Origin of the sequence: Budvicia aquatica DSM 5075 = ATCC 35567, assembly GCF_000427805.1 — a bacterium.
In the GTDB taxonomy this organism is placed as follows: Bacteria; Pseudomonadota; Gammaproteobacteria; order Enterobacterales; family Enterobacteriaceae; genus Budvicia; species Budvicia aquatica.
Map to the genome: position 1 here is coordinate 25574 of NZ_ATYS01000033.1, position 25847 is coordinate 51420.

22 protein-coding genes and 2 pseudogenes are annotated in these 25847 nt (G+C 48.0%); 11 read left to right on the forward strand and 13 right to left on the reverse strand.

The annotated features are described in order from the left end of the window. Positions 1-17 precede the first annotated feature (17 nt). Positions 18-611, forward strand: a complete 594-nt coding sequence (locus YWE_RS0113825; RefSeq protein ID WP_029095080.1) for a nucleotidyltransferase family protein — start codon at positions 18-20, stop codon at positions 609-611. A gap of 33 nt (positions 612-644) precedes the next feature. Beyond that, entirely contained in the window at positions 645-1601 is a 957-nt protein-coding gene (locus tag YWE_RS0113830; RefSeq protein WP_029095081.1) for an XdhC family protein, read from the forward strand. A 69-nt stretch (positions 1602-1670) separates the two neighbouring features. On the opposite strand, the gene YWE_RS0113835 is transcribed toward YWE_RS0113830, so the two are convergent. Genes YWE_RS0113835 through dsrO form a run of 3 tightly spaced genes read right to left on the reverse strand, consistent with a single transcriptional unit; the run spans position 1671 to position 6623 of the window. Then, positions 1671-4766 carry a tetrathionate reductase subunit A gene (locus YWE_RS0113835; RefSeq protein WP_029095082.1) on the reverse strand — a complete coding sequence of 1032 codons (3096 nt, stop codon included), beginning with the start codon at positions 4764-4766 and terminating at the stop codon, positions 1671-1673. After that, positions 4759-5862 (reverse strand): NrfD/PsrC family molybdoenzyme membrane anchor subunit, encoded by a 1104-nt coding sequence (gene nrfD / locus YWE_RS0113840; protein ID WP_029095083.1) that lies wholly within the window; start codon positions 5860-5862, stop codon positions 4759-4761. The genes YWE_RS0113835 and nrfD overlap by 8 nt, the downstream gene beginning before the upstream one ends. Beyond that, the gene (dsrO, locus tag YWE_RS0113845; protein WP_029095084.1) at positions 5859-6623 is read right to left on the reverse strand and encodes a sulfate reduction electron transfer complex DsrMKJOP subunit DsrO; all 765 of its coding nucleotides are present in this window, start codon (positions 6621-6623) and stop codon (positions 5859-5861) included. The genes nrfD and dsrO overlap by 4 nt, the downstream gene beginning before the upstream one ends. 208 nt (positions 6624-6831) lie before the next feature. Here dsrO and YWE_RS27330 point away from each other — a divergent pair, with 208 nt between their 5' ends. From YWE_RS27330 to YWE_RS0113865, 4 genes are all read left to right on the forward strand, one after another. After that, positions 6832-8655, forward strand: coding sequence for a sensor histidine kinase (locus tag YWE_RS27330; RefSeq protein ID WP_051323344.1), 1824 nt, complete (start codon positions 6832-6834; stop codon positions 8653-8655). Positions 8656-8664: 9 nt separating this feature from the next. Beyond that, complete coding sequence (locus YWE_RS0113855) at positions 8665-9264, forward strand: response regulator transcription factor (protein WP_029095085.1); 600 nt, start codon at positions 8665-8667, stop codon at positions 9262-9264. Positions 9265-9590: 326 nt separating this feature from the next. Then, positions 9591-9920 carry a FaeA/PapI family transcriptional regulator gene (locus tag YWE_RS27335; RefSeq protein WP_036016087.1) on the forward strand — a complete coding sequence of 110 codons (330 nt, stop codon included), beginning with the start codon at positions 9591-9593 and terminating at the stop codon, positions 9918-9920. 270 nt (positions 9921-10190) lie between these two features. Then, entirely contained in the window at positions 10191-11237 is a 1047-nt protein-coding gene (locus YWE_RS0113865) for a ParB/Srx family N-terminal domain-containing protein (RefSeq protein WP_029095086.1), read from the forward strand. A 155-nt stretch (positions 11238-11392) separates the two neighbouring features. Here YWE_RS0113865 and YWE_RS0113870 read toward each other — a convergent pair. The 5 genes and pseudogenes from YWE_RS0113870 to YWE_RS0113890 all read right to left on the reverse strand — a co-directional run. Further along, positions 11393-12037: pseudogene (locus tag YWE_RS0113870) on the reverse strand (ABC transporter ATP-binding protein); the annotation flags it as partial. A gap of 166 nt (positions 12038-12203) precedes the next feature. Continuing rightward, positions 12204-12821: pseudogene (locus tag YWE_RS31740) on the reverse strand (energy-coupling factor ABC transporter ATP-binding protein); the annotation flags it as partial. Positions 12822-12868: 47 nt separating this feature from the next. Beyond that, positions 12869-13573 carry an energy-coupling factor transporter transmembrane component T gene (locus YWE_RS0113880; RefSeq protein WP_029095089.1) on the reverse strand — a complete coding sequence of 235 codons (705 nt, stop codon included), beginning with the start codon at positions 13571-13573 and terminating at the stop codon, positions 12869-12871. A 1-nt stretch (position 13574) separates the two neighbouring features. Continuing rightward, the gene (locus YWE_RS0113885) at positions 13575-14153 is read right to left on the reverse strand and encodes an ECF transporter S component (RefSeq protein WP_029095090.1); all 579 of its coding nucleotides are present in this window, start codon (positions 14151-14153) and stop codon (positions 13575-13577) included. A gap of 41 nt (positions 14154-14194) precedes the next feature. Beyond that, entirely contained in the window at positions 14195-14623 is a 429-nt protein-coding gene (locus tag YWE_RS0113890; RefSeq protein ID WP_029095091.1) for a PPC domain-containing DNA-binding protein, read from the reverse strand. Positions 14624-14817: 194 nt separating this feature from the next. Here YWE_RS0113890 and YWE_RS31665 point away from each other — a divergent pair, with 194 nt between their 5' ends. The 3 genes from YWE_RS31665 (at position 14818) to YWE_RS0113905 (ending at position 19695) form a co-directional block, all read left to right on the forward strand. Further along, positions 14818-14946 carry a hypothetical protein gene (locus YWE_RS31665; protein WP_255324342.1) on the forward strand — a complete coding sequence of 43 codons (129 nt, stop codon included), beginning with the start codon at positions 14818-14820 and terminating at the stop codon, positions 14944-14946. A gap of 339 nt (positions 14947-15285) precedes the next feature. Next, the gene (locus YWE_RS0113900) at positions 15286-18459 is read left to right on the forward strand and encodes an autotransporter family protein (protein ID WP_029095092.1); all 3174 of its coding nucleotides are present in this window, start codon (positions 15286-15288) and stop codon (positions 18457-18459) included. 297 nt (positions 18460-18756) lie between these two features. After that, positions 18757-19695 (forward strand): DUF6708 domain-containing protein, encoded by a 939-nt coding sequence (locus tag YWE_RS0113905; RefSeq protein ID WP_029095093.1) that lies wholly within the window; start codon positions 18757-18759, stop codon positions 19693-19695. Here the strand turns inward: YWE_RS0113905 and YWE_RS0113910 are convergent, their stop codons facing one another. Together YWE_RS0113910 and YWE_RS0113920 are read right to left on the reverse strand one after the other, a co-directional pair. Continuing rightward, entirely contained in the window at positions 19696-20082 is a 387-nt protein-coding gene (locus YWE_RS0113910) for a hypothetical protein (RefSeq protein ID WP_029095094.1), read from the reverse strand. 322 nt (positions 20083-20404) lie between these two features. After that, entirely contained in the window at positions 20405-20749 is a 345-nt protein-coding gene (locus YWE_RS0113920) for a DUF4156 domain-containing protein (RefSeq protein ID WP_029095095.1), read from the reverse strand. A 311-nt stretch (positions 20750-21060) separates the two neighbouring features. Here YWE_RS0113920 and YWE_RS0113925 point away from each other — a divergent pair, with 311 nt between their 5' ends. After that, a complete protein-coding gene (locus YWE_RS0113925) occupies positions 21061-21597 on the forward strand; it encodes a hypothetical protein (protein WP_127526396.1) in 537 nt (178 codons plus the stop codon). Positions 21598-21761: 164 nt separating this feature from the next. Further along, on the forward strand, positions 21762-22625 hold the full coding sequence (tehB, locus tag YWE_RS0113930) for an SAM-dependent methyltransferase TehB (RefSeq protein WP_029095097.1): 864 nt from the start codon (positions 21762-21764) through the stop codon (positions 22623-22625). Between the two features lie 55 nt (positions 22626-22680). Here tehB and YWE_RS0113935 read toward each other — a convergent pair whose 3' ends face one another. The 3 genes from YWE_RS0113935 to cydB form a co-directional block, all read right to left on the reverse strand. Beyond that, positions 22681-24498, reverse strand: a complete 1818-nt coding sequence (locus YWE_RS0113935) for a toxin-antitoxin system YwqK family antitoxin (RefSeq protein ID WP_029095098.1) — start codon at positions 24496-24498, stop codon at positions 22681-22683. 145 nt (positions 24499-24643) lie between these two features. After that, positions 24644-24796 carry a DUF2474 domain-containing protein gene (locus YWE_RS29640; protein ID WP_071605875.1) on the reverse strand — a complete coding sequence of 51 codons (153 nt, stop codon included), beginning with the start codon at positions 24794-24796 and terminating at the stop codon, positions 24644-24646. Between the two features lie 42 nt (positions 24797-24838). Beyond that, positions 24839-25846 carry a cytochrome d ubiquinol oxidase subunit II gene (gene cydB, locus YWE_RS0113945; protein WP_029095099.1) on the reverse strand — a complete coding sequence of 336 codons (1008 nt, stop codon included), beginning with the start codon at positions 25844-25846 and terminating at the stop codon, positions 24839-24841. Position 25847 lies beyond the last annotated feature (1 nt).

Genomic DNA, 25847 nt, shown 5'->3' on the forward strand with positions numbered 1-25847 from the left:
GAACAGCAGGAGTATTTATGACCGTAGGCATTGTCATTGTCGCTGCCGGTTTAGGGACGCGTTTTCGTCAACAGAGCGGAAACCCGCGGGCTAATAAGCTGATGGCGGGATGTGCGGTGGTTGGCGAATTAGTATTACCGGTTTTCACTCATGCTTTACGTCATGCCCTTCAGGCATCGGATAACGTGATGGTGGTTACTCGTCCTGATTATTATGAAATACAGCGGCAGTCCGAGCGTTCAGGCTGTCGCTGTATCTATCTTGATAGCGCCGGGTTGGGAGAGTCTATTGCTGCCGGGGTGCAAAATACGCCCGACTGGCAGGGCTGGCTGATTGCGTTGGCCGATATGCCATTTATTCAGCCGAAGACATTTACCACTGTGGCCAATTCGCTGGCATCGAATGTCATTGCCCGACCCGTTTATCAGCAGCAGGCCGGTCATCCGGTGGGATTTGGTGCCGATTTTCGTTCTGAATTGATGGCGCTTCAGGGCGATAACGGTGCCCGTAGCCTATTTCAACGCTGTACTCCGTTAATGATTCCGGTGAATGATGCCGGTGTGTTACGGGATATCGATAAACCCGACGATTTAATTGATCCTATTTTTTAGCCCGACTCTTAAACTTTTGACAGGCAGCTTGCTATGCAACATATGGAACTCGACGTTATCCAGCGAAGTATTGGCTGGATTGAACAACAGCAGCCGATATGGCTTTGTACCGTATTAAATACTTACGGTTCATCTCCTCGGGGGCCGGGTGCCATGATGTCCGCGATTTCTGGCGGTCAGTTTAGTGGCTCTCTATCGGGTGGCTGCGTTGAGGATGATTTTCTTGAGCGTATTGCTAACGGCGAGTTTACTCAGCCAAGCCAGATTGTGCGCTATGGTGCAGGCTCACCCCGAACTTCGGTCACTTTACCGTGCGGCGGGTCGATTGACGTGCTGGTTGAGTATTTGCTGCCGAACGAAGAGAGCCTAAATCATTTAAGACATATCGAAGGTGCCCTTCGGGGACAGGGACAGTGGGTTAAGCGGGTCATGGTGCCTCAAGCCAGCCAGTTACCTGAACCTTGCCAGCGCGGCTCTGGTCCGGTGGTTGAGCATCAAGGTGATAGCGTGACGATCTATTTGGGCGCAGTGACGCGGGTCATCATTGCCGGTCTTTCGAGCGTCGGCCAATATTGTGCTCAGTTTGCTGCGGCATTGGGTTTTGAAGTGGTTATTTGCGAACCTCGCCGCGAAGTGATTGATAACTTTGCCCATCTGGATATGCCGGTGCTTGAGATCTTTCCTGCCCGCTATATTGAACAGGGGGGTGTTCATACGAATACCGCGATTGTGGCGCTAACTCACGATCCGCGTATGGACGACTTAACCATGATGGAAGCAGTACGTACTCCGGCGTTTTATATTGGTGCCATGGGATCGGAAACAACCAGCGCCAAGCGCAGGCAGCGACTAACGGATATTGGTGAGCTAACGCTGACCGAGCTGGACCGCATCCATGCGCCGATAGGGTTGCCTATTGGTAGTAAAACTCCCGCCGAAATAGGAATTGCGGTGGTAGCCGATATTGTCAGAGTTAAAAACGGAATGTAACGATAAACGTGAATTCTTAAAGGAGGCGTTTCCGCCTCCTTATTATCAGGTACTGCCTGTCACTTTAAACTAGCCAACAAACTCTATCTTTGCCGGTAACGCCTGCCTTGCTGAGGATCCTACAACCCAGTCGAGTAAAATGCCTTCACCTTCTCGGGTAGGATCGCTAAGGCCTAAATCATTCAGGTTAACGCCCTGAATTGCATTTGCTGCTAACGGCTGAGTCTTGCCGCCAATGGTATGAGCACGAGCACCAAGTTCATGGTGACCAAAGCCGTGTTCGATAGCTAGCGTTCCCGGTTTCACACCATCAACAACCAGCGCGACAACCGCAAGGGTATTGCCCGGCGTGGTGATGTTAAATTGATCGCCGGTGGCGATGCCGAAACGCCGGGCATCATCCGGGTGGATATAGACCGGATTAACCCCTTTAATCGCGTTCAGTAACGGTGATAGATGGGAGACTCCGCTGTGAATATTCGATTTAAAGCTGGTCAGCATAAACGGCCAGTCATGTTCAGTGTAATACTGGCGCAGCGGTGTGCCATCGGCCAGACGTAATGGGTGCCACGTCGGGCAGCCGGTATATAACTGCCCGGACAGACTATTTCTGCTGGTGGCCAGCGTCTCATTCCAGATAGCCAGCGGCTTTTTCCAGCGGTGCTTCATCTTCTCGCCCTGATAACTTTCAGTGGCATCTTCAAAACGTCCGCCGCGACTGAGTACAAAAGCGACTTTACGTAGCTCATCCGGGGCCAGCACTCTTTCCATTTCCGGTAATAGATGCTCAAGTCCGGAAAGCTGAATATCTTCTGCGCTGGCATCGGGTACACCACCGTCAATAAATGCCAGATTGGCCGCCGCCCGAAGATAGTAATCTTCTGCGCTATGAATCGGGTGCCAGTTGCCCTGTGAGTCTTGCAGCGCTTTGTCACCGAATCCGCTTAGCTTCAATTCCTTAGCAATATCAATAATGAAATTTTCCATATTGATACTGCGGCCATCGCTGGTTTTTTCATTCAGCGAAGGGACAACCGGCCAGCGCGCAGTCGTGGCTTTTGTCGGAACACCGTGCCACGGAGAAGCCATTCCCCAGCTTTCATAAGTCATGCTGTCAGGAACGATATAGTCAGAAAGTGCGCCGGTCTCACTGATAAACGGATCTATCGTAATAATCAGAGGTAACTGCTTAGGATCCTTTAGCTTATCTCCGATCAGGCTGTTAAGTCCGGGAATGGCATACAGCGGGTTAGACATATGGTTAATCCACGCCTTGAGCCGGTAAGGATAACCATCGACGGCGGCCGTCAGTTGTTCAGTCATCAGTGGTTGAGAGAACGGATACCAAGGTGCTCGGCTTGGATATGGAGAGCGCCCGGCTGCCACTTTGCGTTTATATTCGCTGGTTTTTTCGTACTTAAACTTATTCCGCGAGATAAACACGCCCTTAGGGGCGAGCTTGCCGGGAAACTGGACGAAGTTGTACTTCGGTCCTTTTCCGTCAGTTGCGTAACGCCCGGCCTTCGCCATAACGCCACCTTTCAGGTTGATATTCCCGATCAGCGCGTTGAGCATCAGAATCGCGTAGGCAGTATAGAATCCGTTGGTATGCATAGTGCCGCCATGGGTATCGACAGCGGCATGCGTACCAAAACTGGTGAAACGATCGGCCAGTGACGCAATCTGCTCAGCATCAATGCCACATTCCTGACTATAAGTGGCTAAATCAAACCTAAAAGCCTCTTCTTTCAAGCGCTGGAGCGAAGACTTAACCTTTATCGGACCTGATGGCGTCTGAATCAAGGTATCAACAAATAACATTGCCGGGCCGGCTTGGCTATTCAGCCCCGGTTCACCGGTTAGCTGGTCAATAATAATATAGCCGTCATTGTCAGACAGCGGTTCACCGCTATAGGGTAAACCCATTTCAGAAGCACGCAGGAAAGCACCGTTTCGCGGGTGCTGCTCATCGCTAATCACCAAATGAGTTGCGTTACTCCAATGGGCATTTCCGCTGGCCGTCATTGCAGACTCACCGGGCTGAGATAAGAATCCGGCGTTATAACGCTGGTTATCGATAATCCAGCGAATCATCCCCATAACCAGTGCAGAGTCGGTTCCCGGTATGATGGGCAGCCAGTGGTTATTATTACCGGCAGACAGGCTTGAAGAGGCCGGAAGCGCAGGTGTAACCACCACATACTCAAAGTCAGGCCGGGTTCTGGCGCTGGCTAATTGACGCGCCTGGCGCTTGAACGGATTTCCGGCCTGCGCCGGTGACATGCCGATAAACAGGGCAAACTTAACGTTTTCCATATCGGGTTTAACGTGAGAATACTTATCCAGATCGTTCATTATTGCGCCGGAACCGGCTCTGAATGAAAAACCACAGTATGCTCCGTGATTACTAAAGTTACGGGTACCAAAACTGTTAAAGGTAAAACGCTTGATAATATCGTCCCGGCCTTCATCGCTGGCGTTGGTCACCAATAGCTGATTGGCCTTCGGGCCATATTCGGGATTATCAGCATCGAGCAGGGTTTCAACGTCGCGAATGGCGCGCAGGCCGTCGACGTGTCCTTCACCAAACAGATCGCCGCCTTCAATAATCTCTTCCATTAACTGCTGATAGCTGATGGGCTGCCATTGGCCTTCGCCACGTTTACCAACCCGCTTCAGTGGCTGTGTGATTCTATAGGGGCTGTTTCGGGCTTCCAGCATGCTGTTACCGCGAGCACAGGCCGTTGATCGCCCATCGGTGGCTCCGTGGTCGCCGGTTAAAGACAGGTAAGCCTGTTTTACCGTGGTCTGAAACGGAATCTGATGTTCCTGAGACAGCGGATGATAGGGGTTCCCTGAGATTCGCAATATCTTGTTAGTTTGGTTATCGATTCTGACCCGCACCCCGCACAACGTCCAGCAGCCGAGACACATCGACGGGCTGACTCGTTGGTTCGGATTAACAATTAGCTGACCGGAACCTTTAACCTGATATTCAGGCTCAAGGGAATTACCAAAATGGGCATGTTTAGGTTTCTCTCCGGATGAACCGGTAATCGCCCCTTCCAACAGATGCTTAGTGGTTGGCGCATAGCCGGCAACAAATGCAGAGGCTCCGCCAATAGCCAGACCCGCTTTTAATAACTGACGACGGTTTTTATTCATGATTTCCACCCTGACTTGCCTGAGTAAATGATGACGAGCTATTGGTCCTATCCGTTGGTGCTGCAATTTCTGACGTGACGGCGGCCATTGCCAGCCAGAGCCCGGCCATGCCCACAATACCCAACACTCCGGCAGAGCCCCAATCTAACGGGTTAGGATAAATTCCCGCGTCATAACGAGGGATAGTTTGAACGTCTAAAATAGTGACCCAGCGTAGGTACCAGCAGGCAGCAATGGAGAGCAGGCTCATAGCGGCCATTTGCCACAGTCCGCCGGAGAAGCGATAGTTGGCGAGCAGGCTGACGAGCAATAGCACCATGAGTAAACCGGTGCGCCATAGCCAAATGTCGTGATTTAACAGGCTCAGGCCCTGGCCGTTAACCAGCCAGAGCGGAAACAGCAGGCAGGCCAGCAGGGCGCTGAACGACAGGGTTTTACTGATAAAACGTATATCCTGTCGGGCCACGTTTTTGACCGGTAACAGCAACAGCAGTAACAGCGTTAAACCCCCGGTACCCAGAAAGGCCGAAACAAACCAAATCAGCGGAGAGGTGAACTGATTCCACAGCGGGCGGCTGCGGATCACCGCAACTTCAGAACCGGTATAAAGCGCAATGCTCAGCCCGGATAGCAGCGTCAGCAATGAAATGATTTTTAACGCACCGTTGGATATTTCCCAGTTGCCCAATGTCAGGCGGCTAAGTAAGCGAGCCAATGATGACGGACTGATGGCTAACCGACGCAGGTCCGAACGTAAATAGAGCCATGCGGTGACAACGGCAAGCATAGAAAACAGCGGCAGCAAAAGGGCTCCGCGTGACATCCACGACCAAGGGGTCAGGTAAGCAAAGAAATGCCATGCCCGGCCCGGTTGATGAAGCTCAGCGGTCAGGGCCAACGGGCCGACCATGGCTGAAATCGCCAATACCAAGGCCAGAGCGGTACGCAACTGATGGCTGGTACGGTGGTTGAAAAACAGTGCCAGCGCAAACAGTACGGCTGCTCCGTAAGCTGAACCGATATAGAAGAAATATTGAACGGCCCAAGGCAGCCACGCCACTTGCTGTGCGGGAACTAATACTTCAGTAATGGTCATATATTTTCTCCTAATACATCATAGACAACCGCATTGCCCTGAATTTTGGAGGTGAACTCCTCGGTCATACCGATATAAAACACCTGAGGCTTAGTTTTCGCTTCGGGCTTAAGTACGTTGATATCGCTGGCATTTTCTTTCAGCAGGCGGTTTATCTCACTGGCTGAATCATTGAGATCGCCAATCACTCTGGCGCCCCCGACGCAGGTTTCAACGCAGGCTGGCAAGAGCCCGGTTTCTAATCGGTGGGCGCAAAAAGTGCATTTATCTGCAGTCAGGGTTTGTTCATTGATAAAGCGGGCATCGTAAGGGCAAGCCTGAACGCAGTAAGCACAGCCGACACAGCGCTGATTATCGACCATCACAATGCCGTCTTCACGCTGATAGGTGGCTTGAACCGGGCATACCGGAATACAGGGGGCATCGTCACAGTGGTTACACAGCCGCGGTAGCATAAAAGCCTTAACCTCTGCGGGGGTGTCTGTGTTTTCATTGAGAGTGACCTGATACTGTTTGACGGTCGTTCTGAACTGGCCGAGCGGAGGCTGATTCTCAATGGCACAACCGACAGTACATGCCTGACAACCAACGCATTTTCGTAGATCGATGACCATGGCATAGCGCTTTCCGCTCATGCCCTGACGAGGGTTCCCAGTTGCTGAAGGTAAGGTTGTTGAAGCTGCCTGAACGCCGGGGAGCAGCGCTGCGCCGGCGGTGAGTAGCCCGATACCTGATAACAACCTGCGTTTATTTTTATCCATAATAGTGTCCGGTTAGCTTATCGTGAGCGTGATGGTTAGAATGAGCCCATTGTTATCAGGCCCTGATTTTTCGGCTATTGTGGTTTTCCACATGTCCCGGTCTTTATTGATCTAGAACAAAGGAAACGGGCGGAATTTTTTCAGTGATGTGAGGTGAAAGAGGTTAATCTGTCACCTGAAAACTAACGGTTTTGGCGATGGGGGCTGTGTGGCTGGTTATATCAAAAGTATTTGCTTGATACTGTTGCTGTATGGTGCAAATCCGGTATTTGCTGCAGAAGCAGATCCTGAACAGCCGTCCGATCGCCAAATTCAAATCGTAGACGTTGGCATTCTGGCGACCCGTGGTGAGATGGCCGCTATTGCTCGTTGGCAACCGCTAATGGATTGGCTGGATTCACGTATTCCTCAAACTCGCTTTCAACTTCATCCCTATTCGCTGGACCAAATGGCGACAGCGGTTAAAACCCAGTCGGTCGACTTTATTATTACTAACCCGGGGCAGTCAGTTCAGCTAGGGCGACAGTATTCCTTGTCATGGCTGGCGACGCTAAGAAGCCCGCATCAGGGGGGAACCGGATTGGCGATCGGTTCGGCTTTTGTGGTTCGGGCTACTTCACCTTATCAACATATTCAGGATCTTAAAGGACGCCCGGTAGCGGCGGTATCTGAAATGGCTTTCGGTGGTTATCTGACGCTAAAAAGAGAGATGCAACAGGCGGGTATCGATCCGACCGGCTTCTTTTCAGCGGTTGATTTTTCCGGCTTCCCGCTAGATGCCATTATTTATAAATTACGTGATGGCGGCGTTGAGGGCGCGATACTGCCGGTCTGCCAGCTTGAGGATATGGTCAGAGACGGCTTGATTGCGCAACAGGATTTTCGGGTGTTGAATAATCAGGCACCGCAAGGCTTTGGCTGCCAGACCTCCACCCGGCTGTATCCTAACTGGTCATTTGCCAAAACCGGCAAAGCGCCTGAAGCGTTAGCTAAACAGGTTTCCAGAGCTTTGCTTGCGCTACCTGAGGACCATCCGGCGGCTAAAGCGGCGGACTCACTCGGCTGGACTACGCCGATTAGTCAGCTAGTGATTGATAAGCTGTATCAGGATCTGGATTTGCACCCTTGGCAAAACCCATGGTGGAAAGAGGCGTTGGTGTGGCTAAAGGTCAATCAGCAATGGGGATGGCTGCTGGTTATTTTGATTGTGGTACTCAACGCTTATCACTTTTTACTGGAATATCGATTTAATCAAAATCAGAAGCGGCTGCTGAAAACGCAAAGTGAACTGAATGAAAAAATTGCCATGCTGGAGCATGCGCAGCGCGTGGCAATTGTCGGTGAGCTGGGGGCCAGTATTGCCCATGAAATAAGTCAGCCGCTGGCTGCCATTCAAAACTACAGTCACGGCGGTCTGGTACGTATCCAAAAAGGTCATTCTGCCGCAGATCTACAGCCGGTATTAGAGAATATAAAACATCAGGTTACCCGAGCGAGTGAGATTGTTCAGCGCTTGCGAGGGCTTATTAATAAGCGGGCAACGGTCAAAGTACTGAGTGATATTCCGGCAATCGTTAATGACACATTATTACTGCTAAAGCATGAGTCAGAGAGGCGGCGAGTCAAGATGGTCTTTTCCGTTGAGGGCCAGCCGCGGCTTATTCTGGTTGATCCCGTTGGTTTTCAGCAACTGATTCTGAATATCGTAAAAAATGGCATGGATGCCTGTACTGCTGAGAACGCAAGGCGACCACTTATTGAGATTCAGTTAGCCTTTAGGGCAAAAGATATTGTGGTTCGGGTGGCTGACAATGGGAAAGGGTTAGATGCACCGGCCGATACCTTACAAAGTGCCTTCTATTCGACCAAAGACGATGGCTTAGGGCTCGGGCTGGCAATTTGTACCGATGTGGTAAAAAGCCACCACGGCGTGCTGACCATGAATAACCGAGACACCGGTGGCTGCATAGTTGAAATATTATTGCCTGCGAATGACGCTGATGAACAGCGGGAACAGGGTAAAACGACCTAAGAGGCCGCGATGAAAGATATCCATATTCACGTTGTAGATGACGACGACTCGGTACGCAATTCCCTGCAGTTTATGCTGGAGAGCTATGATTTTCCGGTGGTGGTTTACCACAGCGGAGACGATTTTTTACAGCGTGCCGATATTTCTCAGGCGGGCTGCGTCATTCTGGACAGCAACATGCCGGGCCTAAGCGGCCAACAGGTTCATCTTATTCTGAATGAAAAGAATAGTCCGCTAAGCGTGGTGTATCTGACCGGCCAGGGAGATGTTCCTATGGCCGTTGATGCCTTTAAAAAAGGGGCGATCGACTTCTTCCAAAAGCCGGTTAATGGTGATGCATTGGCAGAGACGTTGAACGTCGCTTTACGCTTATCCGCTCAGCGAAAACAGTTGGTTGAATACCAGTTGCTGTACGCTCAACTGACCGACAGAGAGAAGTCTCTGTTTGCATTAGTGGCTGAGGGATATAAAAACCAACAAATCTCAGAAACTCTCCACATAGCGGTAAGAACGGTCGAGGTTCATCGCTCTAATTTGATGAGAAAATTGGGCGTAAAGTCATTGGCGGAATTAGTTTCGGCCTATGCGTTTCTGATTGAGAAAGTGTAGTGTTATCATTCAGGATGATAAGATGAATGTATATCACCGCATTGGATTCAGTTATTTGGGTATAGCCAGTGTAGATATATCCAATGTTAATTTGTTTATTCGTGCTAATAATATTTCGAATCTATAACACGGGTCAAAAAACATAAAGTCTCTTAAATTATCGATAGATGAAGATTTTATGACTAGTGTATACTCGGATAACGATATGCTTACTTTATATCCGACATACTTCAAGCGACAGGTGCGTTAGCTGTGTTCTCCCTTTTGGGCCTGAGCTGCACCTCGAATTATTTTGGGTATATATGATGTTTGGGAAGGAGGCTTAAATGACCAATAATAATGAAGTTGCTCAGCGTCAGAAAATGACAAAAGGCGGAGTTATTACTCAGGAAATATTAGATGCGTTAGCCGAACAGTGTGCGATGAAATATGCTGAGGTTAAAGATCAGGTCTCCATCAGCGATAATATTAGCGATGAAACGCTCCGTAAAATTGGACCGACAACAAATGATATCGCCGCGCTGTGTGTGATTAACGTTTATCAGGCTCGCTATTATTTGCTCAAGCTGATGGAAGAAGGATTAGTACTGAAAACCGGCGTTAAAAAAGGCTACCCGCTGCACTGGTGGCTGATTGGCGCTGAGAAAACTCAATAATTTCACCGTCGCTTGCTGAAACAGACCTTAATTCATAAGTTAGCTTTCTTTACGATCAGATGTTTATTTTGAGCGGCTTATGAATAGGTTTGTTTCCTGCATTAACTCCGTTCTGAAGCTAGGCTTACGTCTGTAGGTTTAAGTCACTGTAGTTCTGCTCTCCTGGCTTTATTCAATATGTTTTTATCCTTAGGCCGCGTCTGGTGTCTATAGTTAATGCATCTGCTGTACCATCCGGGAGTTACCGCTATGTCTGTTCAGGAGCTTACAATGTATTTAAACACCCTTGATATATATCAGACCGATCTGGCGCAAATCAGACCGGTGAGTCGATTAGTTTCAACGGCTGTTTTCCTGTTCTCCGGGCTAATGCTTTGCTCTGCTAACGCTTCTGCCGTTCAGCCGGTTACGCCAGATTACTCATCGGCTAAGCCCGGTGATGTTATTCAGATTAAACTCAGTGAGCTATATCCGACTCAAATGGCGGTGGGTAAACTTCAGATTGACGGTGATTTAGCCGATTATGCCAGCGATCCTGAAAGTTTATTTAATGACTTATGTAAAGTGCAGGGTGCAGGGAAATTGGCTAAAAGTGATGCAACATCAACGCCGAAAAATCCTGCGACCTATAGCTGTACTTTGGCCGTCGGCACTAAAAAAGCGGATATGAATACGGTCGATGTCGGTCCGGAAGGAAAGCTTTATTTAACCGATGGTCACCATGCTTTTAATAGCTTCTGGGAAGTGCCGGATGGTGGCGGTGATGTCACTTTAAGCGTATTGATTGGTGAGAACCTCAGCCGGGATAGCAGTGGAAAACCGCTGACCCAGTCGCAGTTTGAACAGAAAATGGCTGAGCTCAAGCACTTTTTACCCATTGATGCCAAGGGAAACCCGATTACATTTTCTCAACTGCCTGACTCCTTGGGGCTAAGCAAATTTCAAGACGATCCGTTGCGTTCAATGCTCTATTATCTGCGCGGAGTGTCGTATGACAAGTCAGATAAGAATCTCAATCCAGAAACCGGCAAGCCTTATCCGGAAGTGCCTTTTCTTGAGTTCTACTGGGGGCAGCTATTAAGTAGCAAGATGGATCTTACCGCCTATAACCTGCATCAACAGGATGATTATATTCGGGCGTTGAAAGATGCCGCCGCTCTGATGGTCGGCTTACCTAAGCAACAGTTGATTGGCAATTCTGGTCAAACCGCGGCTGCGCTTGGGCAGATGAGTCGCGTCGATAAAAAGCGTTTAAAGAAGCTGGCTAAGCCGGGCTCTAAGTTGGCTAAGGCGCTGGCGTATCAGGCCAGCCATTAAATTTACCTGCTTAGCCAGGCCTCACACCATCCTTCAACCGTTTGTGGATAATCTATTCCTAACGCATGATTAAGGGAGTTCAGCGTCGGAGCAGGCAGCGGCCCTGGTTCCTGAAGTTCAGTGGCCAGGAGAACGTGTGACGGGCTGCCGTCATGGGCAATAGCTCCGTTTTTGAGGTGAATTACCCGAGAAAAGTGACGGGCAACGAAGTCCAGATCGTGGCTGATGGTTAATATTGTCGTACCTTGAGAACGGGTCTCGTTCAGCCAGTGTTCAAACACGCTTAACCAGTGTGCATCAAAGTCTCTGCTGGGCTCATCCAGCAGCAGTAGCGGTGGCCTAAGTGCCGTCAGGCAGGCGACAGCGACCATTCTGCGCTGCCCGGCATGCAGATCGAGCGGGTGGCTGTCAGCCAGCTCAGTTAACTGACATAGATCCAGCGCCCGAGCGGTGCGCCGATCAATCTCTTCTTTACTCAGCCTTTGGCGTTTTAGCCCGAAGGTGATTTCATCTCTGACTTTAGTATGAAATATCTGTTTTTCGGCCTCCTGAAACAGGATACCGATATATTCGGCCCGCTGGGGGGCTTTCATTTCTGACAGATTATTACCTGCCAGCGTAATCAGACCTTTCTCAGCGTTGAGTAATCCTGCGGCTAAACGCAGTAAAGTCGATTTACCTGCACCATTGTCGCCAACCAGAGCAACCTGTTCACCGGCCTGCAGATGTAATGATAGCCGGTCTAAACAGTATGAATCTGTGCCCGGCCAACGAAATGACAGATTATCAAGGATTAGCATACTGCTCCTTAAATGCATTAATCAGCATTTGGTCATTCAACGGAATATCGTCGGGCCAGCGCTGAAAGGCGGCTAGCTGGTGGATAACCTGCCATGCATCAGGAGCATTGACCTGACTTATTGCGGTTTTTAATACTTCATTAATCTGACCTGCTGCCAGTTGCTTACCGTTTGAAAGCACCATCGCCTGAGTGCAATATTTAGCTGCGGGTAATAATGCGCGCTCAAACAATAGGATCTGACAGTGATAATCTGTTGCGTATTGACGTAGCTGAGTTAATAACTGCTCGGTGGCTTTGGGCGTTAATCTGCTAAAGGCTTCGTCCAACAATAATAGCCGAGGTTGCATAGCCAGCGCACAGGCCAGTACTACGCGCTGCGCTTCTCCGCCGGAAAGCGTCGCCGGGTGGCGCTGGCGTAAATATTCACTGTGGGTATAGCGCAGGGCTTGATCAATTCGCTGACCAATTTGGTCTTCCGGTAGAGCCAGATTTTCGGGGCCGAAGGCAATTTCTTCTTCTACGCTGAATGTACACCCGGAGAGCTGGAGTAGGGGAGATTGCTGAACTAACTGAATCCGAGTGGCCTGTTCAGTTAGCCGCTTACCTTCTAACGTCTCTTGCAACAGGGTGGCGCTGCCGCCAATCGTGCCCGCCAGTTGCTCCGGATACCAGCCTGCCAGCAGTTGGGCCAAAGTACTTTTTCCGCTGCCATTTCCGCCATACACCACAAAGAAACCGCTATCGCCGGGAAGGGCAAGGTTTAACGGGCCTAACAGTGGCAGGTCTGAGCCCTGAGGCGTGAAGGTGAACTCTTGCAGTTGTAATGAAGCTACCACCAGAAGTATACCCCCGTTTGAATTATCATCAGGGCTAACAGGCTATAACGTACCACCTTTTGCCATTGTGAGTCAGTGGGAGACCACAGGGTTGTTCTATGTCCATGCAGCCTGAAGGCCCGCATATCCAGCGCAGCACCACGAATAGCTAATTCATTCAGCGAATTATTAATTAATGGCATCAGTAATGCGGGTATTGAACCTAAGCGTTGGTACCAATTGCCATCCAGCGGAATCCCTCTGGCTAATTGAGCATCTCTGATAACGCTAAGCTGTTGGCGAAGCTGCTCAACAATCAGCAGCGGACCTGCCAGCACATAGGCAAAACTGATGGGTAACCTGCTGGCGAATAGCGCCCTGACAAATTGGCGGGTAGGGACTTTTTGCAACCAAATCTGAGCGCTGCTGATAATAGCCAGTAGCTTAAACCATAGGGCAATCGCCATAGGCAGTCGCTGTTGGTCCAATGGTACATCGCGTAGCCAAACTGCCAGCCAGCCGCTGTGTACCAGCCACAGGCCGAGGGCCATTGGAATCATAAACCACACCACATAACGCCAGCGCCAACGGGTATCCGGGAGGATTAGCAACAGGACAAACATACCGATGCTATATATCACCAGAGCATTACCCAGCGGCAGCAGCAGGCAGCTCAGAGCAAGCCACCCCCACAGCGCTAATGAGGTAAACGGGTGCATATTAGCGAACGGCCGCCATATTCGGGAAATTACGCTGGGTGCGTAGCGGTAAGCCTCTTACCAATAGCCAGGCAATAATCGCCGTTATAATTTTATCAACCAGATTGGCGCCAATAACCGTAATCGCTACGGATTCAACCAGATTTTGACCAACGGCATTAACGTAAGCCACCACGAAATCAATACCGCTGCCGGTTGCGCCACCGAACAGGTAAGTCCGGATAGGTACCGCAACAACGGTGAGTGCCAGCGTGATAACAATACCTGAACAGATGACTTTAGGCAGGGTTCTGAACCAGCCCGCTCTGGCCATCAGGCCACAGGATAAGCCAATGACCATAGCGACCGGAGCGAATGCTGCGGCTATCGGGCCGGAGAGCAATCCCCACAGCAGGTTAGTTAACAGACCGGTAAACAGTGCCGCCCATGGCCCGGCCAGTAATGCACATAACATGGTGCCGATAGAGTCAAAAAAGATTGGCAGCTTGAGCATTGATATCAGTTGCCCGCCAATCATATTAACGGCAATAGACATCACAATAAGAACCAGAGTACGGCTGGAAACAGCATTACTTGCCATAGAAACCTCAAAAATTGATCGAAATAAACAGGGGGATGTTGTTATTGGCGCTGGCTGATTACCAGCTCATCGTAACCGGAGAGTGAGCATTGCTGTCGATTAAAACTAAGATCGCTGAGTTCACCCAGCACCAGTTCTAACGTGGTTCTGACGGTACAACCGGGCATTAGGTGGCCGCCGGTCATTTTCCCTGTTTCATCAGATACGGATAAGTGAAGATGTTCTCCCTGCTGTTCAAGCGTGCCGATCAATGACACTACTTCGAATTTTCCATGTAGCAGAGTGGTTCCCGGCTGACCGGCAAAGCGTAACGCGACATCCGTCAGGCTACCGACACAGCCGGCAATAAACGCAGCTTGAAGCTGATTTTGGGTAATAAATTGTTGAAGTGAACTAAGCACTTCTTGGCCCGGATAAAGGCGTAAGGCAAAAAATCTGGCGGTGGAGGCATGATGTGATTGAACGACCATCGGGCAAATTCCTGATTTAATATTTATCAGCCATTGTGGATATAAACGAAAATCAATTTTAACGCCACACATCATAACCTGAATATTTAGAAATATACGAGATATCTGTAGTGAATTAAGATAAATCATCCGTCATTATCTTAATATTAGTCGTTTAGATTGCCTCGGGGCCTTTACGGACTGGGAGGCGATAGATGATTATCATCAGAGCTATTGTTGAGCATCATGGTCTGACCGCGTTATTCGCTGCGGCTTTTCGTTCCGATGGCAGTCAGGAATCATTCAGCGCTGAGCTTGATGGTGCCTTTAACATTTTCGATTAAACGCATAGCGGGAAATAAACATTATCCATTTTGGCCGGGTAATATAACTAATATAAATTACCCGCGATGATTTTTATATTTATCATTAAAGACAAAATAATATCAGCGTAAATAGGCTTAGGCTGATAAAGGCGCCTGTTTAGTTAGCTAACTTAATAATAATCAAGATTACTGAGATAAATTCAGATTTATTAAGAGTCTTAAAGACTTGTTTTTTAACTGGTATTTACCTTGTCATTTATTATGGTGAGTAATGTTTTAGGTTGGTTGTTTTCTAAGCCAATTTGAAATGGTCCTCTCTTATTCACTTAATATTTATCCATTCAATGGAATGACAAAATGCATAAACATCACAGATTCTCTGTCAGTAAAATATCTGAATTTAAAAAGCGTTATTTGCTTATTCTTATCGGCACTGTTTTATTCAGTAGTGGCCCGGTATCGGCCGCTCAGCTTATTGCTGATAAAGATAATGGTTCAAAATTGGGCATTAACGGCGGAGAGTATGTTAACTCTGGTATTACGCTGGCTGATGCTGCACTGATAGCAAGCGGAAGCGGCTATCGAATCGGAGCCAATGGATTGAATATTAAGGTATCAGATGCCATGGCTTCTTCTATTCTTGCTTCCGTTTATCTTTCTCAGGGGGCGGGCATTACGCTCAGTAATTCAGTCCTAACGAATGGGCGTGTGATTGCAACCGGGGCCGATAGTACGCTGATATTTAACACGGTTTCAGTTATGACACCTGATGCCGGTAATGCGATTGCGGTTCAGAACGGCGCAGAAGCTGAGCTTAATAGCGTTACCGTTGGCGGCGGTAATTATCTGGCAGTGTTTGCCACCAATGGTTCTAACGTCAGGATAAATAATCTTAATGCCGCTTCCGGCGTTTATTTTTCTGCCAGCGCGGGAAATATCAGAAACAGTCGGATTGAAACGACCTCCGCAGTGGGCGTTGGCGTAGTGAATGACCAATCCGATCTGTTTATTGAAGATTCAGATATCTTCGGTAAAGCAGCCGGTATCACTGTGACTAATCATGGGGCGGTTAATTTCAGTCGGGGAACTCTGGCATCTGATGGTAATGCCCTGGTGGTTAATCAGAGTGGCCATTTTATCGGTAATAATCTTAACATTCAGTCAGGTAATCGGGCGATTCAGGCATTAGCCGGCGGCTCGGTGACTTTGAGCGGCTTCTCTCAAATTCAGGGCGTTAGCGGAATTTATGCTGACGGTGCCAAGCTGGATTTAACCGATTTGCAGATTAATTCGACCGGTGCAAGCCTTGGGCATGGCATCTGGTTAGAGAATCTGGATGGGTTATGCGCTTCGGGCTGTGAAGCCGCGAGCCTTAATAGAGTCAATATTGATACCCTTGGCACCACATCTCACGGGCTCTATCTTTCCGTTGGCGCAAAGGCAAATGTACTGGACTCCAATATTACTACTCATGGCAATAGCGCGATCGGCGTCTATGTTCCCGGTTCGAGTTCCAGCTATTCCCCTTCTTTACTCCGTCTGACGGACACCAATGTGACCACCGACGGCGTGAAATCGCGAGGAATTATGCTGAGAAACCATACCGATAGTGGACGGGTTACCGGCGCCTTAGATGGGGTTAACGTATTAACTAAAGGGGAAAACGCAGCGGCTTTAGTGGTATGGGAAGGCGCAAAACTGACCGGCTCACAGGTTACGGCCCAGACTATCGGACTCAACAGCGCCGCTCTTGACGTTGGCGGCGGTAGTGCGGCTAAGCGCAATACGGTAACGCTTAATGGCGGCGGCTTAACCAGCGCTCAGGGTATCGGAATTACCGTTGATGGATTCAGCGATATTAGCCTCAGCAATATGAACGTTTCAGGTTTTTCCGGGCTAGCTACCGCCGGAACTCTGGCTGACGCTACTTTGTCGCTGAGTCAGGTTAATGCTTATGGTGACGCATCGGTACTTAGCGGCGGAACTCTGGCTATGACGCTGGATAACGGATCCTATATAAGAGGCATGATTAACGGTGCTTCAGTGACACTGACCGACATTGCCAGTACTTGGGATATAACCAGTGATTCAGCGGTCAACGGTCTGAAAAATAGCGGTAGCCTGCGCTTTACCGATCCCGGCAATGTTACTTTTTCCGGAAGAACCTTAACGGTAAACGGTGATTATGTCGGTAATAACGGTACGTTGACGCTCTATTCACAGTTGGGTGATGATGCCTCTGCCACCGATCGCATGGTGGTTACAGGAAATACGATGGGCCATACATATTTAGGTATTAACAACGCAGGCGGCCTAGGCGGCGAAACGGTTGATGGTATTCGGGTTATTAGCATTGGCGGTCAGTCTGACGGGCAGTTTACCCTTAACGGGCGCGTAGGCTATGGCGGTTACGAGTATTTCCTTTATCAGGGCGATCGTTCGGGCAACGGCGGTGACTGGTATCTGCGTTCTGAATATACTCCGCCGAACCCAAACCCAAACCCAAATCCGACACCAACGCCGAACCCAAGTCCGAGTGGCAAAGGGGCGGTTATTGAACCCGAGGTAGCTATTTACGCGGGTAATCAGGCGGTAGCGAATACCCTGTTTAACCTGCGTTTACATGACCGTATGGGCGAGCCTCAGTTCACATCACAACGTCAGAATAGCGCTGAGTTCGCCGAGTCTATGTGGCTGCGGGTTGTTGGTTCACATCAAAAGAGTCAGCTAGCTGACGGCAGACTCAAGTTAAAAACCAATGCCAGTGTGGTTCAACTGGGCGGTGATATTGCCCGTTGGAGTCATAATGGTCAGGATCGGGTCCATCTGGGAGCGATGGCCGGATACGGTAATGCTCAGCTCAGGTCAGGATCTCAGCAGAGTGGTTATTCCGCTAAAGGCGAAGTCGATGGTTATAACGTTGGCCTATATGCCACTTGGTACGGGAATAAAGACTTACAGCAAAACGGTTTGTATGTTGATAGCTGGGTGCAGCATAACTGGTTCAGTAACGATGTGAACGGAGATCGACGCTCAACGATTAGCTATGATTCCAAAGGGTTCAGCGCCTCTGTTGAGGCCGGTTATAGCCAAAAAATCGGCGAATTTCAGGACGGAAGATGGTTTGTTCAACCGCAGGCACAGATTATCTGGTCTGGTGTTCATGCTGATAGCGTAAATGATGGCCGTGGCAGCGTGATCGACAGTAATAATCAGGATTACTGGCAAAGCCGAATTGGCCTGCGTACTTATCTGCAAGGAACATCACCCGCCAACCGGGCTCAGATCTTCCAACCCTTTATTGAGGCTAGCTGGCTGCATAATAGCCGGAATTATGGCACCGATTACCGAATGGCTCAGGGAACGCGTCATTATGAAAGTGATACATCTAAAGATATGGCCGAAGTAAAAGCCGGTCTGGAAGGTAAAGTATCAGAGTCTCTGACCGTATGGGGTAATGTCGGCCACCAGTTTGATGCCCAGCATTATCAGAGAACTGAAGGAATGCTGGGGATTAAATATCAGTTTTGATGAGCAGATATTTATTCTTTCTAAAGTTAAGCAAGGGGAGAGCGTTATTTGCTCCCCTGTCTTTACTCAACCTTGTTCTTTTTCCGCAGGATAATCATCATATTCTGACACTATTTATGCAGACGAGATTTTCGCTAAAATCAAATTTGGTTACTTTATTTGCGGTTTGATATTGAGGCATTATCCAGCCATGAAAAGATATATTTTACTTTTCCTTGCATGATTTTCTATCGTTAGCTACAAAACTACACCTAGTCCATATAAGATAGTTTAACGTTGGAAAAATCAGGGATTATTATGAGTAAGGGAAGATCTCAGAGAAGGAAGCTGGAACGAGATGAGGAATTAAAACAGGCCGCAATTGCTGAAGCCAACGATCCTCTAAGATTAAGGAATGACATCGTTTTTGTTGATGATAATTATTGTGAAATAATTCGAACTCTTCCGATGTCAATTCTGGTTGCCTTAGTTTTTGGTGCGTTATTATTAGTTTCTATCATGTTAAGTTTTTTTCTTTTAACCTCCTCTACGCATATATACATTTCTTACAATATGTATGTGATTACTTGGGGAGTGATTGTTGTTCTTGCCTATACCAGCCTCTATTTTTTACGCGTGGTATTTACCCATCCTGAAATGTTATCACTAAGGCTTAATCGTCATCGCCAGCGAGCTTACATAGTTGAGCCGCGCCGGAGTTTTAATATTTTTGCCCGTTGGCCTGTTGAGGTAGTGGTTTGTAACTGGAATCAGATTAAATACCATGTAGGTTGGAGAGGTAATGAGATTTTTCTTTATCGTTGGGACATCTTTCCGGTGAAAAGTCATTCATCTGCATCTCCAATGCGTAAAATAGTTATTCGCTCCGAGCACTATCCCCCGGCTTCTGCTACTGAGATATCAGAACGGGTTATGCGCTATATCAAACACTGGACATGGTGTCATGAATATATTTATTTGGGGTTAAGAAATACACCAGAGCTGGTAGTACTGAAGCAAATGAGTAGTTTTAAACATAGTGTTGCTTTTATTATCAATCAACATTTTTTTCCAGTATCGGATGACAGCAGTTGGTCTAATATTATTCAGCGTCATCATCCATTTAAATTTTTGATATTATTGCTTATTTCTCCATTGTGTTTATTGTGTTCTGCACTTCACTATTTAAGAATGCGTACTGCAACGGTATTCAAATGGCCTGATGATTTAGATTTGGAATCTCGTACGGCTCCATAATTACCATATATCTACTGCCAGCTTCAGGCTGCGATCGTAGCCGATTAGTGCATGAAAAGGGTCGGCATTGACCGTATTTTGTCGATCGTCAGCCGGCAAAAGTTCAGCTAAGGTTTTGACTTCCAGCGGGCCGTCACCGTTAAAGGTGGTATTGAGCAGTTTTTCAGCCACGGCCCGATGCAGGAATAGCACCGGACGAGATTTAATCTTAATCACCAGTCTTTCTGTGCATAGCTGATTTAGCTCTTTACTCACAGAGTTACGCGCCAGGCCGAGATTAAATCCGATGGTTTCGGCATCAAAGCCGGCAGAATCAGTTAAGGTTTCACGTTGTAGGGCGAGGGTGAGTCTCTCCAATTCCTGACAAACTGCATCTTTACGTTTCATGTGTATCCGTTTTTATTTTTTGATCGTTGAATGCACTGGCGCTGCTGGTTTTTACTAAATCATCTTTAGTCTTGCCTGTAAGCCTCCGCGACGGCGATATTAGCCATATCCTAACAGAGAGTAGCCTATTCCATAATTGCTAACCAGACGTAAATAACACATCGGGATCGGTAGGGGGCTTTTTTAAAATGGGGGCTTCTGGCCGTTGGGAAGATAAAAAAGTGCAGGTTGAAACTCTAACGTATTTTTACATAATGCAAGCTGACACATGCCGTCATCCCGTTGAAAAACGGGATGACGAGAGGGAAGCAGAAGAGGCTAATTAGTTAGCGCACTTATAAACTTGGCCGCTGACTTTGGTATCCAGAGGCGCAAATCCTGACCAGAACGTTTCACCGACTCCGGTGGCACCATAAATTACGTTGCCTCCCATCGCGGCTGCTTTGTTGCGTAAATCATTGGTTGCGCCGTCTCTGGAGCTGGAGGTTTCACTGCTGGATAACCAATTGCTTTGGCTTCCGGTGATCTCACCCAGAAACTGACATTGTGCATCCGGCTTGGTATCAACAATTCTGACTTGCTGCCCTGTTCCGTTTAACTGATTGGTGGTGCTACAGCCCGCCAATAAAGCCACGGTAGCAAGGCACAATAACGCTTTCATTCGCATCTTATTCTCCGACAGGTATCTGGAAAGTGATCGCTAAATAGTAGCAGAGGTGTGTGGTATATCTTAGGTAAATATGGCCCAACTGCCAATGTTGTCACGATAAATTTGGCAAACCCGCCCTGTTTTAGCATCATTTGTGCCAGTATTTAATCGCTTCAGCCGGAAATCATTGAAGTGGAACACAAGACTGGCAGTGCTTTTCCCTATCACCCCCATAATCGGTTAGTATAGCGGTTCGAACTATGGAAGGAAGGAGCAATGCCTGCTTCTACATAATATTGATTAGAGATATCAATGAGGAAAGGATCAGCTTGAGAAGACTAGCATTTATTCTGATGATGTATCCGTTTATCGGCTTCGCACAGCCAACACAGGCTCCGGAAGAGTCTGCAATGTTGAGTTGTTTATTGGCTAAGAGTTCCGGCGAAGATACCCGGTATAAAAACATTAGCGTCCGTAACGTACGCATTCGCGGAGATAACTCTTCTAACGGCATGTCTTATAGCTTCCCTTATGGGGAAAAAATGCTGGGTTACTTTGAGAAGTTTGGCAAAGGTGACGTGCTGTTTAACGAAAAAAATTATTCAGTGCAGCAGAGTTTACCGCTGACCCTGCTTGATACCCTTGCGGCAGCGCCATTAGGCAAATTTGATTTTTCAATGGTCGGTTGGGCTGAAGTTGATATCGGCGAGCGGCAATATCTGTGCATTAACTTTCCGTTTGGCAGTGCGGGTCTGGGTAATGGCGAACGAGATCTGACCTATGCCTTTATTCTGGATATTACCGAAGGGCAAACGCCGGTGCTTTATTCGTGGGCGGGAGACCTTAGAGCCTTGACCGCGAAATAATCTGGTTATTTATCCCTCTCCAGTTAGTGCTCACTAACTGGCTAATCTGTTTTGGCCCAATATAAAGTTTGATTTATTTAAACATGCATATAATATGCATGTATTGAGTTATCTTTCCGCCAGCCTGTTGCAGGCGCGCCAAATCTGAAAATAAGGAATCTGATATGCAAGATCTTATTTGCTACAAACAAATGCCCCTATGGACCAGCGAAACTTTACCGGCCATGTTTCGTGAAAAACATAATACTCAGTCAGGAACCTGGGCAAAGCTGGTGGTTATTAAGGGCAGCATGACATTTTCGATGCTAGAGGAGAATGGCGATCTGATTGAGACCTATACCTTTACGCCGGATAACCAGCCGCCGTTTATTGAGCCACAGGCGTGGCACAAGATTGATTCATGTTCGCCGGATCTTGAGTGCCAGTTAGCGTTTTATTGTCGCCCTGAAGATTACACCAATAAAAAATACGATATGACCAAAACTCACTCTGAAGTGGTGAATGCGGTGAGTTATTTATCGCCTTGCAAGGCGTTGGACTTAGGCTGTGGCTCCGGTCGTAACTCGCTGTATCTCAACAAGCTGGGTTTTGACGTCACGGCTTATGATAAGAACTCACAGGGCATTGCCAATATTAATGAGATTATCCGGTCTGATAATCTGCAAGGTATTACTGCCCGCGAATTCAATATTAATCAGCAGGCTATTGAAGGCCAGTACGGTTTTATCTTATCGACCGTTGTGCTGATGTTCTTAGAGGCAGGGCGTATTCCTTCACTGATTGAGAATATGCAGCAGTGTACCGAGATTGGCGGTTATAACCTGATTGTTTCAGCCATGTCGACTGACGACTTCCCTTGTACCGTACCTTTCTCCTTCACCTTTAAGCATGATGAGTTGAAAAATTACTATGCCGGTTGGGAGATAGTTAAGTACAACCAAGAGGTTGGTGAGCTGCATAAAACCGATGAAAACGGTAACCGGATTAAGTTAAGGTTTGCGACGATACTGGCAAAAAAAGTGGCGTAGTCAATATGTTATAACAGGCAGAGGAATAGTTTTTAATTCCTCTGCCTGAGTGGGTTTATTCAATCAGCGGGTTATGTATCATCATAAATTCCCACGTATTGTTCATCACCAGCGGGAATCCTTGGGTGAAGAATGAAGCTGATACTTCACGGGCATATTGAGGGGGAGGCATTTGCTGATTGTCCTGCGGCTGAGGCCCAAAATAGGTTAATTCAGACACCAGGCTATTGGCACTTTGTCGCATTTCCTGACCTCCACTTGACACTAGCTGAGGCGCACCGCTGATAGCCACCGCTTTTAATACACCGCGGCCAATCGACGGGGCATACCACAGAACCTCTTTGGTATAGCCGCTGACCTTACAATCTTTAGTCGCGCAGGTCATTTCTGTCATTGGTTTACCGTTGTGATGAGGATTTGATTTAGTCCAGTGGATAAATCGTTCAATGACTAACGTATCAAAGGTTCCTCCGGCTACGGTGACTTTTTCTATGCCGGAGATATAAGAGTTGGCTTCTGCACTGTAGGTGTACTCCCACTCGGCGTTTTCACCCCAAGAGTTTTTGACCTGTTTCTGATAGCTATCTTTCCACTGTTTCCCCAAAGTTAGCGGGAAGGATAAAATTTTTCGGCTGGATTCAGGGGTTGAAACCGGGGTGTAATCCTTCAGGTATTCCTGAATATCATGGTCGCCTGACCGATAGCTGACGATATTGTCTTTGACTGAAACCAGTTGTATCTGACGGTGGTTTTTACCATTAGAGCTGTAGGCCCAGACTGTACCGGGATCCGGCATTTTTCGGGTTTCAGCATTAAACGGTAAGGTTACTACCGGCATGCCTTTGTCATCATAGTGAATATAGTTCAGATCGATACTGTAGATTGTTTTGATTTCTCCGTCAGAATCGTATTGATAGAAATTGATACGATTTTCTGCGAATGAGTCCAACCGAAATCCGTCACCGACGGGTTTATCATCTTTATAATGACCATAGCTGATGACTTTCCCATCCTGAACGGTTTTATCTTCCCCTTGCTGTATGCCCTTTGTATACAGTGAGTAAGCCGTTTTTCCACTATAGGACTGTATCTGTTGACCATCGTTTTTAAAGCCACCGTCGAGAGTGACATATTGAGTTAAATCGGTGAGCTGGCCCCGATCGTTGTAGCGTTCTTTTTTGTAACGTTCCTGAGCCACTAGCGTGGTGGTTTTCTCCAGTATTGTTCCGGCGGCGTTATAGGTGATTTCAAGCATCGGATCATCGCCATATTTCTCCGTGTAGCGCTCTATCTTTCCTGTCCGATCGTAATAATCGCTGATCTCTTTGACGATTCGGCCTTGGGTTTTCTTATACTGTTTTTCTTTTAGCTTCCCGTCGGGGTAATAAAACTGGGTCTCTTTAAACTCTTTACCGTCGTAGCCGGTGCTTTCAGAGCTTAGTTGACCATCTTCATAGTAACTTTTCTCAGTGACATACCAGCCGCTGCCAACATAGCGGATAACCTGCTTAGGAAAACCGAGCTCACTGTATTCGGTCTCTAATCCGATTGGCGTGCCGGCTTTATCCCAGGTTCCTTCTCTCTTTAGCTTGCCGTTAGGATGGTAGTAACGGTATTTTCCGACCATATTATCTTTGGCAAACAGCGCTTTTTTATGGGTATCTTTAATAGTGGCTTGCAGAAATAACGAGCCGTCTGAACGGCGTAGGGTAAATTCAGCACCGCCTTTGGTTGGGTGTAAAGGCCAGTCGAGCTGAAATTCAGCGGCCTGATTATCATTGGTAAACTCCCAGTCGCTGGTTAAATAGCGGGTTTCAGCCCATGCCGTATTGACCAATGCGATAGTAAGTACTAACCAAAGCGTCCGCTTCATTCTGATTTCCTGTCCGTTATGTTGTGCATTTGATGGTAAGCGGGATAAATATCGCTTTGTTCAGCGTAAATTGCACGCCGAATAAAGCAATATTTTGTATCCGCCGGTTAAGACGGGTAAAGAGAAATAAGGTTATTGTTATCCATTAGCGGGGCCCCAACCCTGCGGCCGCCATCAATAGCTTGAACAGCTTTGCAACTACCGTTAAGGCTAATACGCTGGCAGTCCAAAGCGCTATCAGCCAGAAAAGCCGACGCCAAAGTGGGGTTTTAGCCTGCTGCTGTACTGAGGTACTCATATGCTGTTTCCTCTTATATTCGCTATTCGGTGGTAAAAAAACTTAGTGATAACCTTGTCCCGGGGTAACTTTTCCCCTGAATACGTAATAGCTCCAGGCGGTATAGGTCAGAATGACCGGAATGATCAGCAGTGCGCCAACCAGCATAAATCCTTGGCTTTGCGGTGGTGCTGAAGCTGCCCAAATATCGATATTAGGTGGAATAATGTTTGGCCAAATACTAATGCCTAAGCCGCTGAATCCAAGGAACATCAGCATCAGCGTCATAACAAAAGGCGAATAGTGGCTACCGCGTTTGATTCCCCGCAGAATAATTCCGGCTGAAAGCAGTACCAGTATCGGCACCGGCAAAAAATAGATCAGATTAGGCAGAGAGAACCAGCGCTGGGCGATGGCCGGGTAACTTAGCGGCGTCCAGATACTGATGATGACAATAATCAGCAATAAGGTCAGTAATAGCGGTTTAGCAATCTGATACATATGTTGCTGTAAGCGGCGTTCGGTTTTCATTATCAGCCAGGTACAGCCCAGTAATGAGTAAGCGATAACCAGCCCCACGCCGCAGAACAGGCTAAACGGAGTCAGCCAGTCAAACGCAGAACCGGCAAAGGTACGATCGACGACCGGGAAGCCATTGATAAAGGCTCCTACCACTACGCCCTGACAAAATGTGCTAATCAATGAACCTAAAATAAAGGATTTATTCCAGAACGGGCGGTGAGACAGCGTCGCCTGGGAGCGGAATTCAAAGGCTACACCGCGGAAAATCAGCGCTACCAGCATCAGGGTGAGAGGAATAGTCAGCGCATCAATAATGACGGCATAGGCCAGAGGGAATGCGCCAAACAGCGCGGCTCCGCCGAGTACCATCCAGGTTTCGTTTCCGTCCCAGACCGGCGCAACGGTATTGACCATCATGTCACGCTCTTCGGGATCTTTAATTAGCGCAAGGAGCATACCGATGCCTAAATCAAAGCCATCCATAACGATATACATCAGAGTGGCAAACACGATGATAATGAACCACATTAGCGGAAGATCGATACCCACG

Excerpts from the sequence above, each read along its gene's own strand:
- YWE_RS31665 (WP_255324342.1), top strand. The coding sequence starts at position 14,818 with ATGATTATCATCAGAGCTATTGTTGAGCATCATGGTCTGACCGCGTTA.
- YWE_RS0113935 (WP_029095098.1), bottom strand. The coding sequence starts at position 24,498 with ATGAAGCGGACGCTTTGGTTAGTACTTACTATCGCATTGGTCAATACG.
- YWE_RS0113855 (WP_029095085.1), top strand. The coding sequence starts at position 8,665 with ATGAAAGATATCCATATTCACGTTGTAGATGACGACGACTCGGTACGC.
- YWE_RS0113880 (WP_029095089.1), bottom strand. The coding sequence starts at position 13,573 with ATGCACCCGTTTACCTCATTAGCGCTGTGGGGGTGGCTTGCTCTGAGC.
- YWE_RS0113900 (WP_029095092.1), top strand. The coding sequence starts at position 15,286 with ATGCATAAACATCACAGATTCTCTGTCAGTAAAATATCTGAATTTAAA.
- YWE_RS27335 (WP_036016087.1), top strand. The coding sequence starts at position 9,591 with ATGACCAATAATAATGAAGTTGCTCAGCGTCAGAAAATGACAAAAGGC.
- YWE_RS0113830 (WP_029095081.1), top strand. The coding sequence starts at position 645 with ATGCAACATATGGAACTCGACGTTATCCAGCGAAGTATTGGCTGGATT.
- YWE_RS0113910 (WP_029095094.1), bottom strand. The coding sequence starts at position 20,082 with ATGAAACGTAAAGATGCAGTTTGTCAGGAATTGGAGAGACTCACCCTC.
- YWE_RS0113825 (WP_029095080.1), top strand. The coding sequence starts at position 18 with ATGACCGTAGGCATTGTCATTGTCGCTGCCGGTTTAGGGACGCGTTTT.
- YWE_RS0113905 (WP_029095093.1), top strand. The coding sequence starts at position 18,757 with ATGAGTAAGGGAAGATCTCAGAGAAGGAAGCTGGAACGAGATGAGGAA.
- YWE_RS0113835 (WP_029095082.1), bottom strand. The coding sequence starts at position 4,766 with ATGAATAAAAACCGTCGTCAGTTATTAAAAGCGGGTCTGGCTATTGGC.
- YWE_RS0113865 (WP_029095086.1), top strand. The coding sequence starts at position 10,191 with ATGTATTTAAACACCCTTGATATATATCAGACCGATCTGGCGCAAATC.
- dsrO (WP_029095084.1), bottom strand. The coding sequence starts at position 6,623 with ATGGATAAAAATAAACGCAGGTTGTTATCAGGTATCGGGCTACTCACC.
- YWE_RS0113920 (WP_029095095.1), bottom strand. The coding sequence starts at position 20,749 with ATGCGAATGAAAGCGTTATTGTGCCTTGCTACCGTGGCTTTATTGGCG.
- YWE_RS0113890 (WP_029095091.1), bottom strand. The coding sequence starts at position 14,623 with ATGGTCGTTCAATCACATCATGCCTCCACCGCCAGATTTTTTGCCTTA.
- YWE_RS29640 (WP_071605875.1), bottom strand. The coding sequence starts at position 24,796 with ATGAGTACCTCAGTACAGCAGCAGGCTAAAACCCCACTTTGGCGTCGG.
- YWE_RS0113885 (WP_029095090.1), bottom strand. The coding sequence starts at position 14,153 with ATGGCAAGTAATGCTGTTTCCAGCCGTACTCTGGTTCTTATTGTGATG.
- nrfD (WP_029095083.1), bottom strand. The coding sequence starts at position 5,862 with ATGACCATTACTGAAGTATTAGTTCCCGCACAGCAAGTGGCGTGGCTG.
- tehB (WP_029095097.1), top strand. The coding sequence starts at position 21,762 with ATGCAAGATCTTATTTGCTACAAACAAATGCCCCTATGGACCAGCGAA.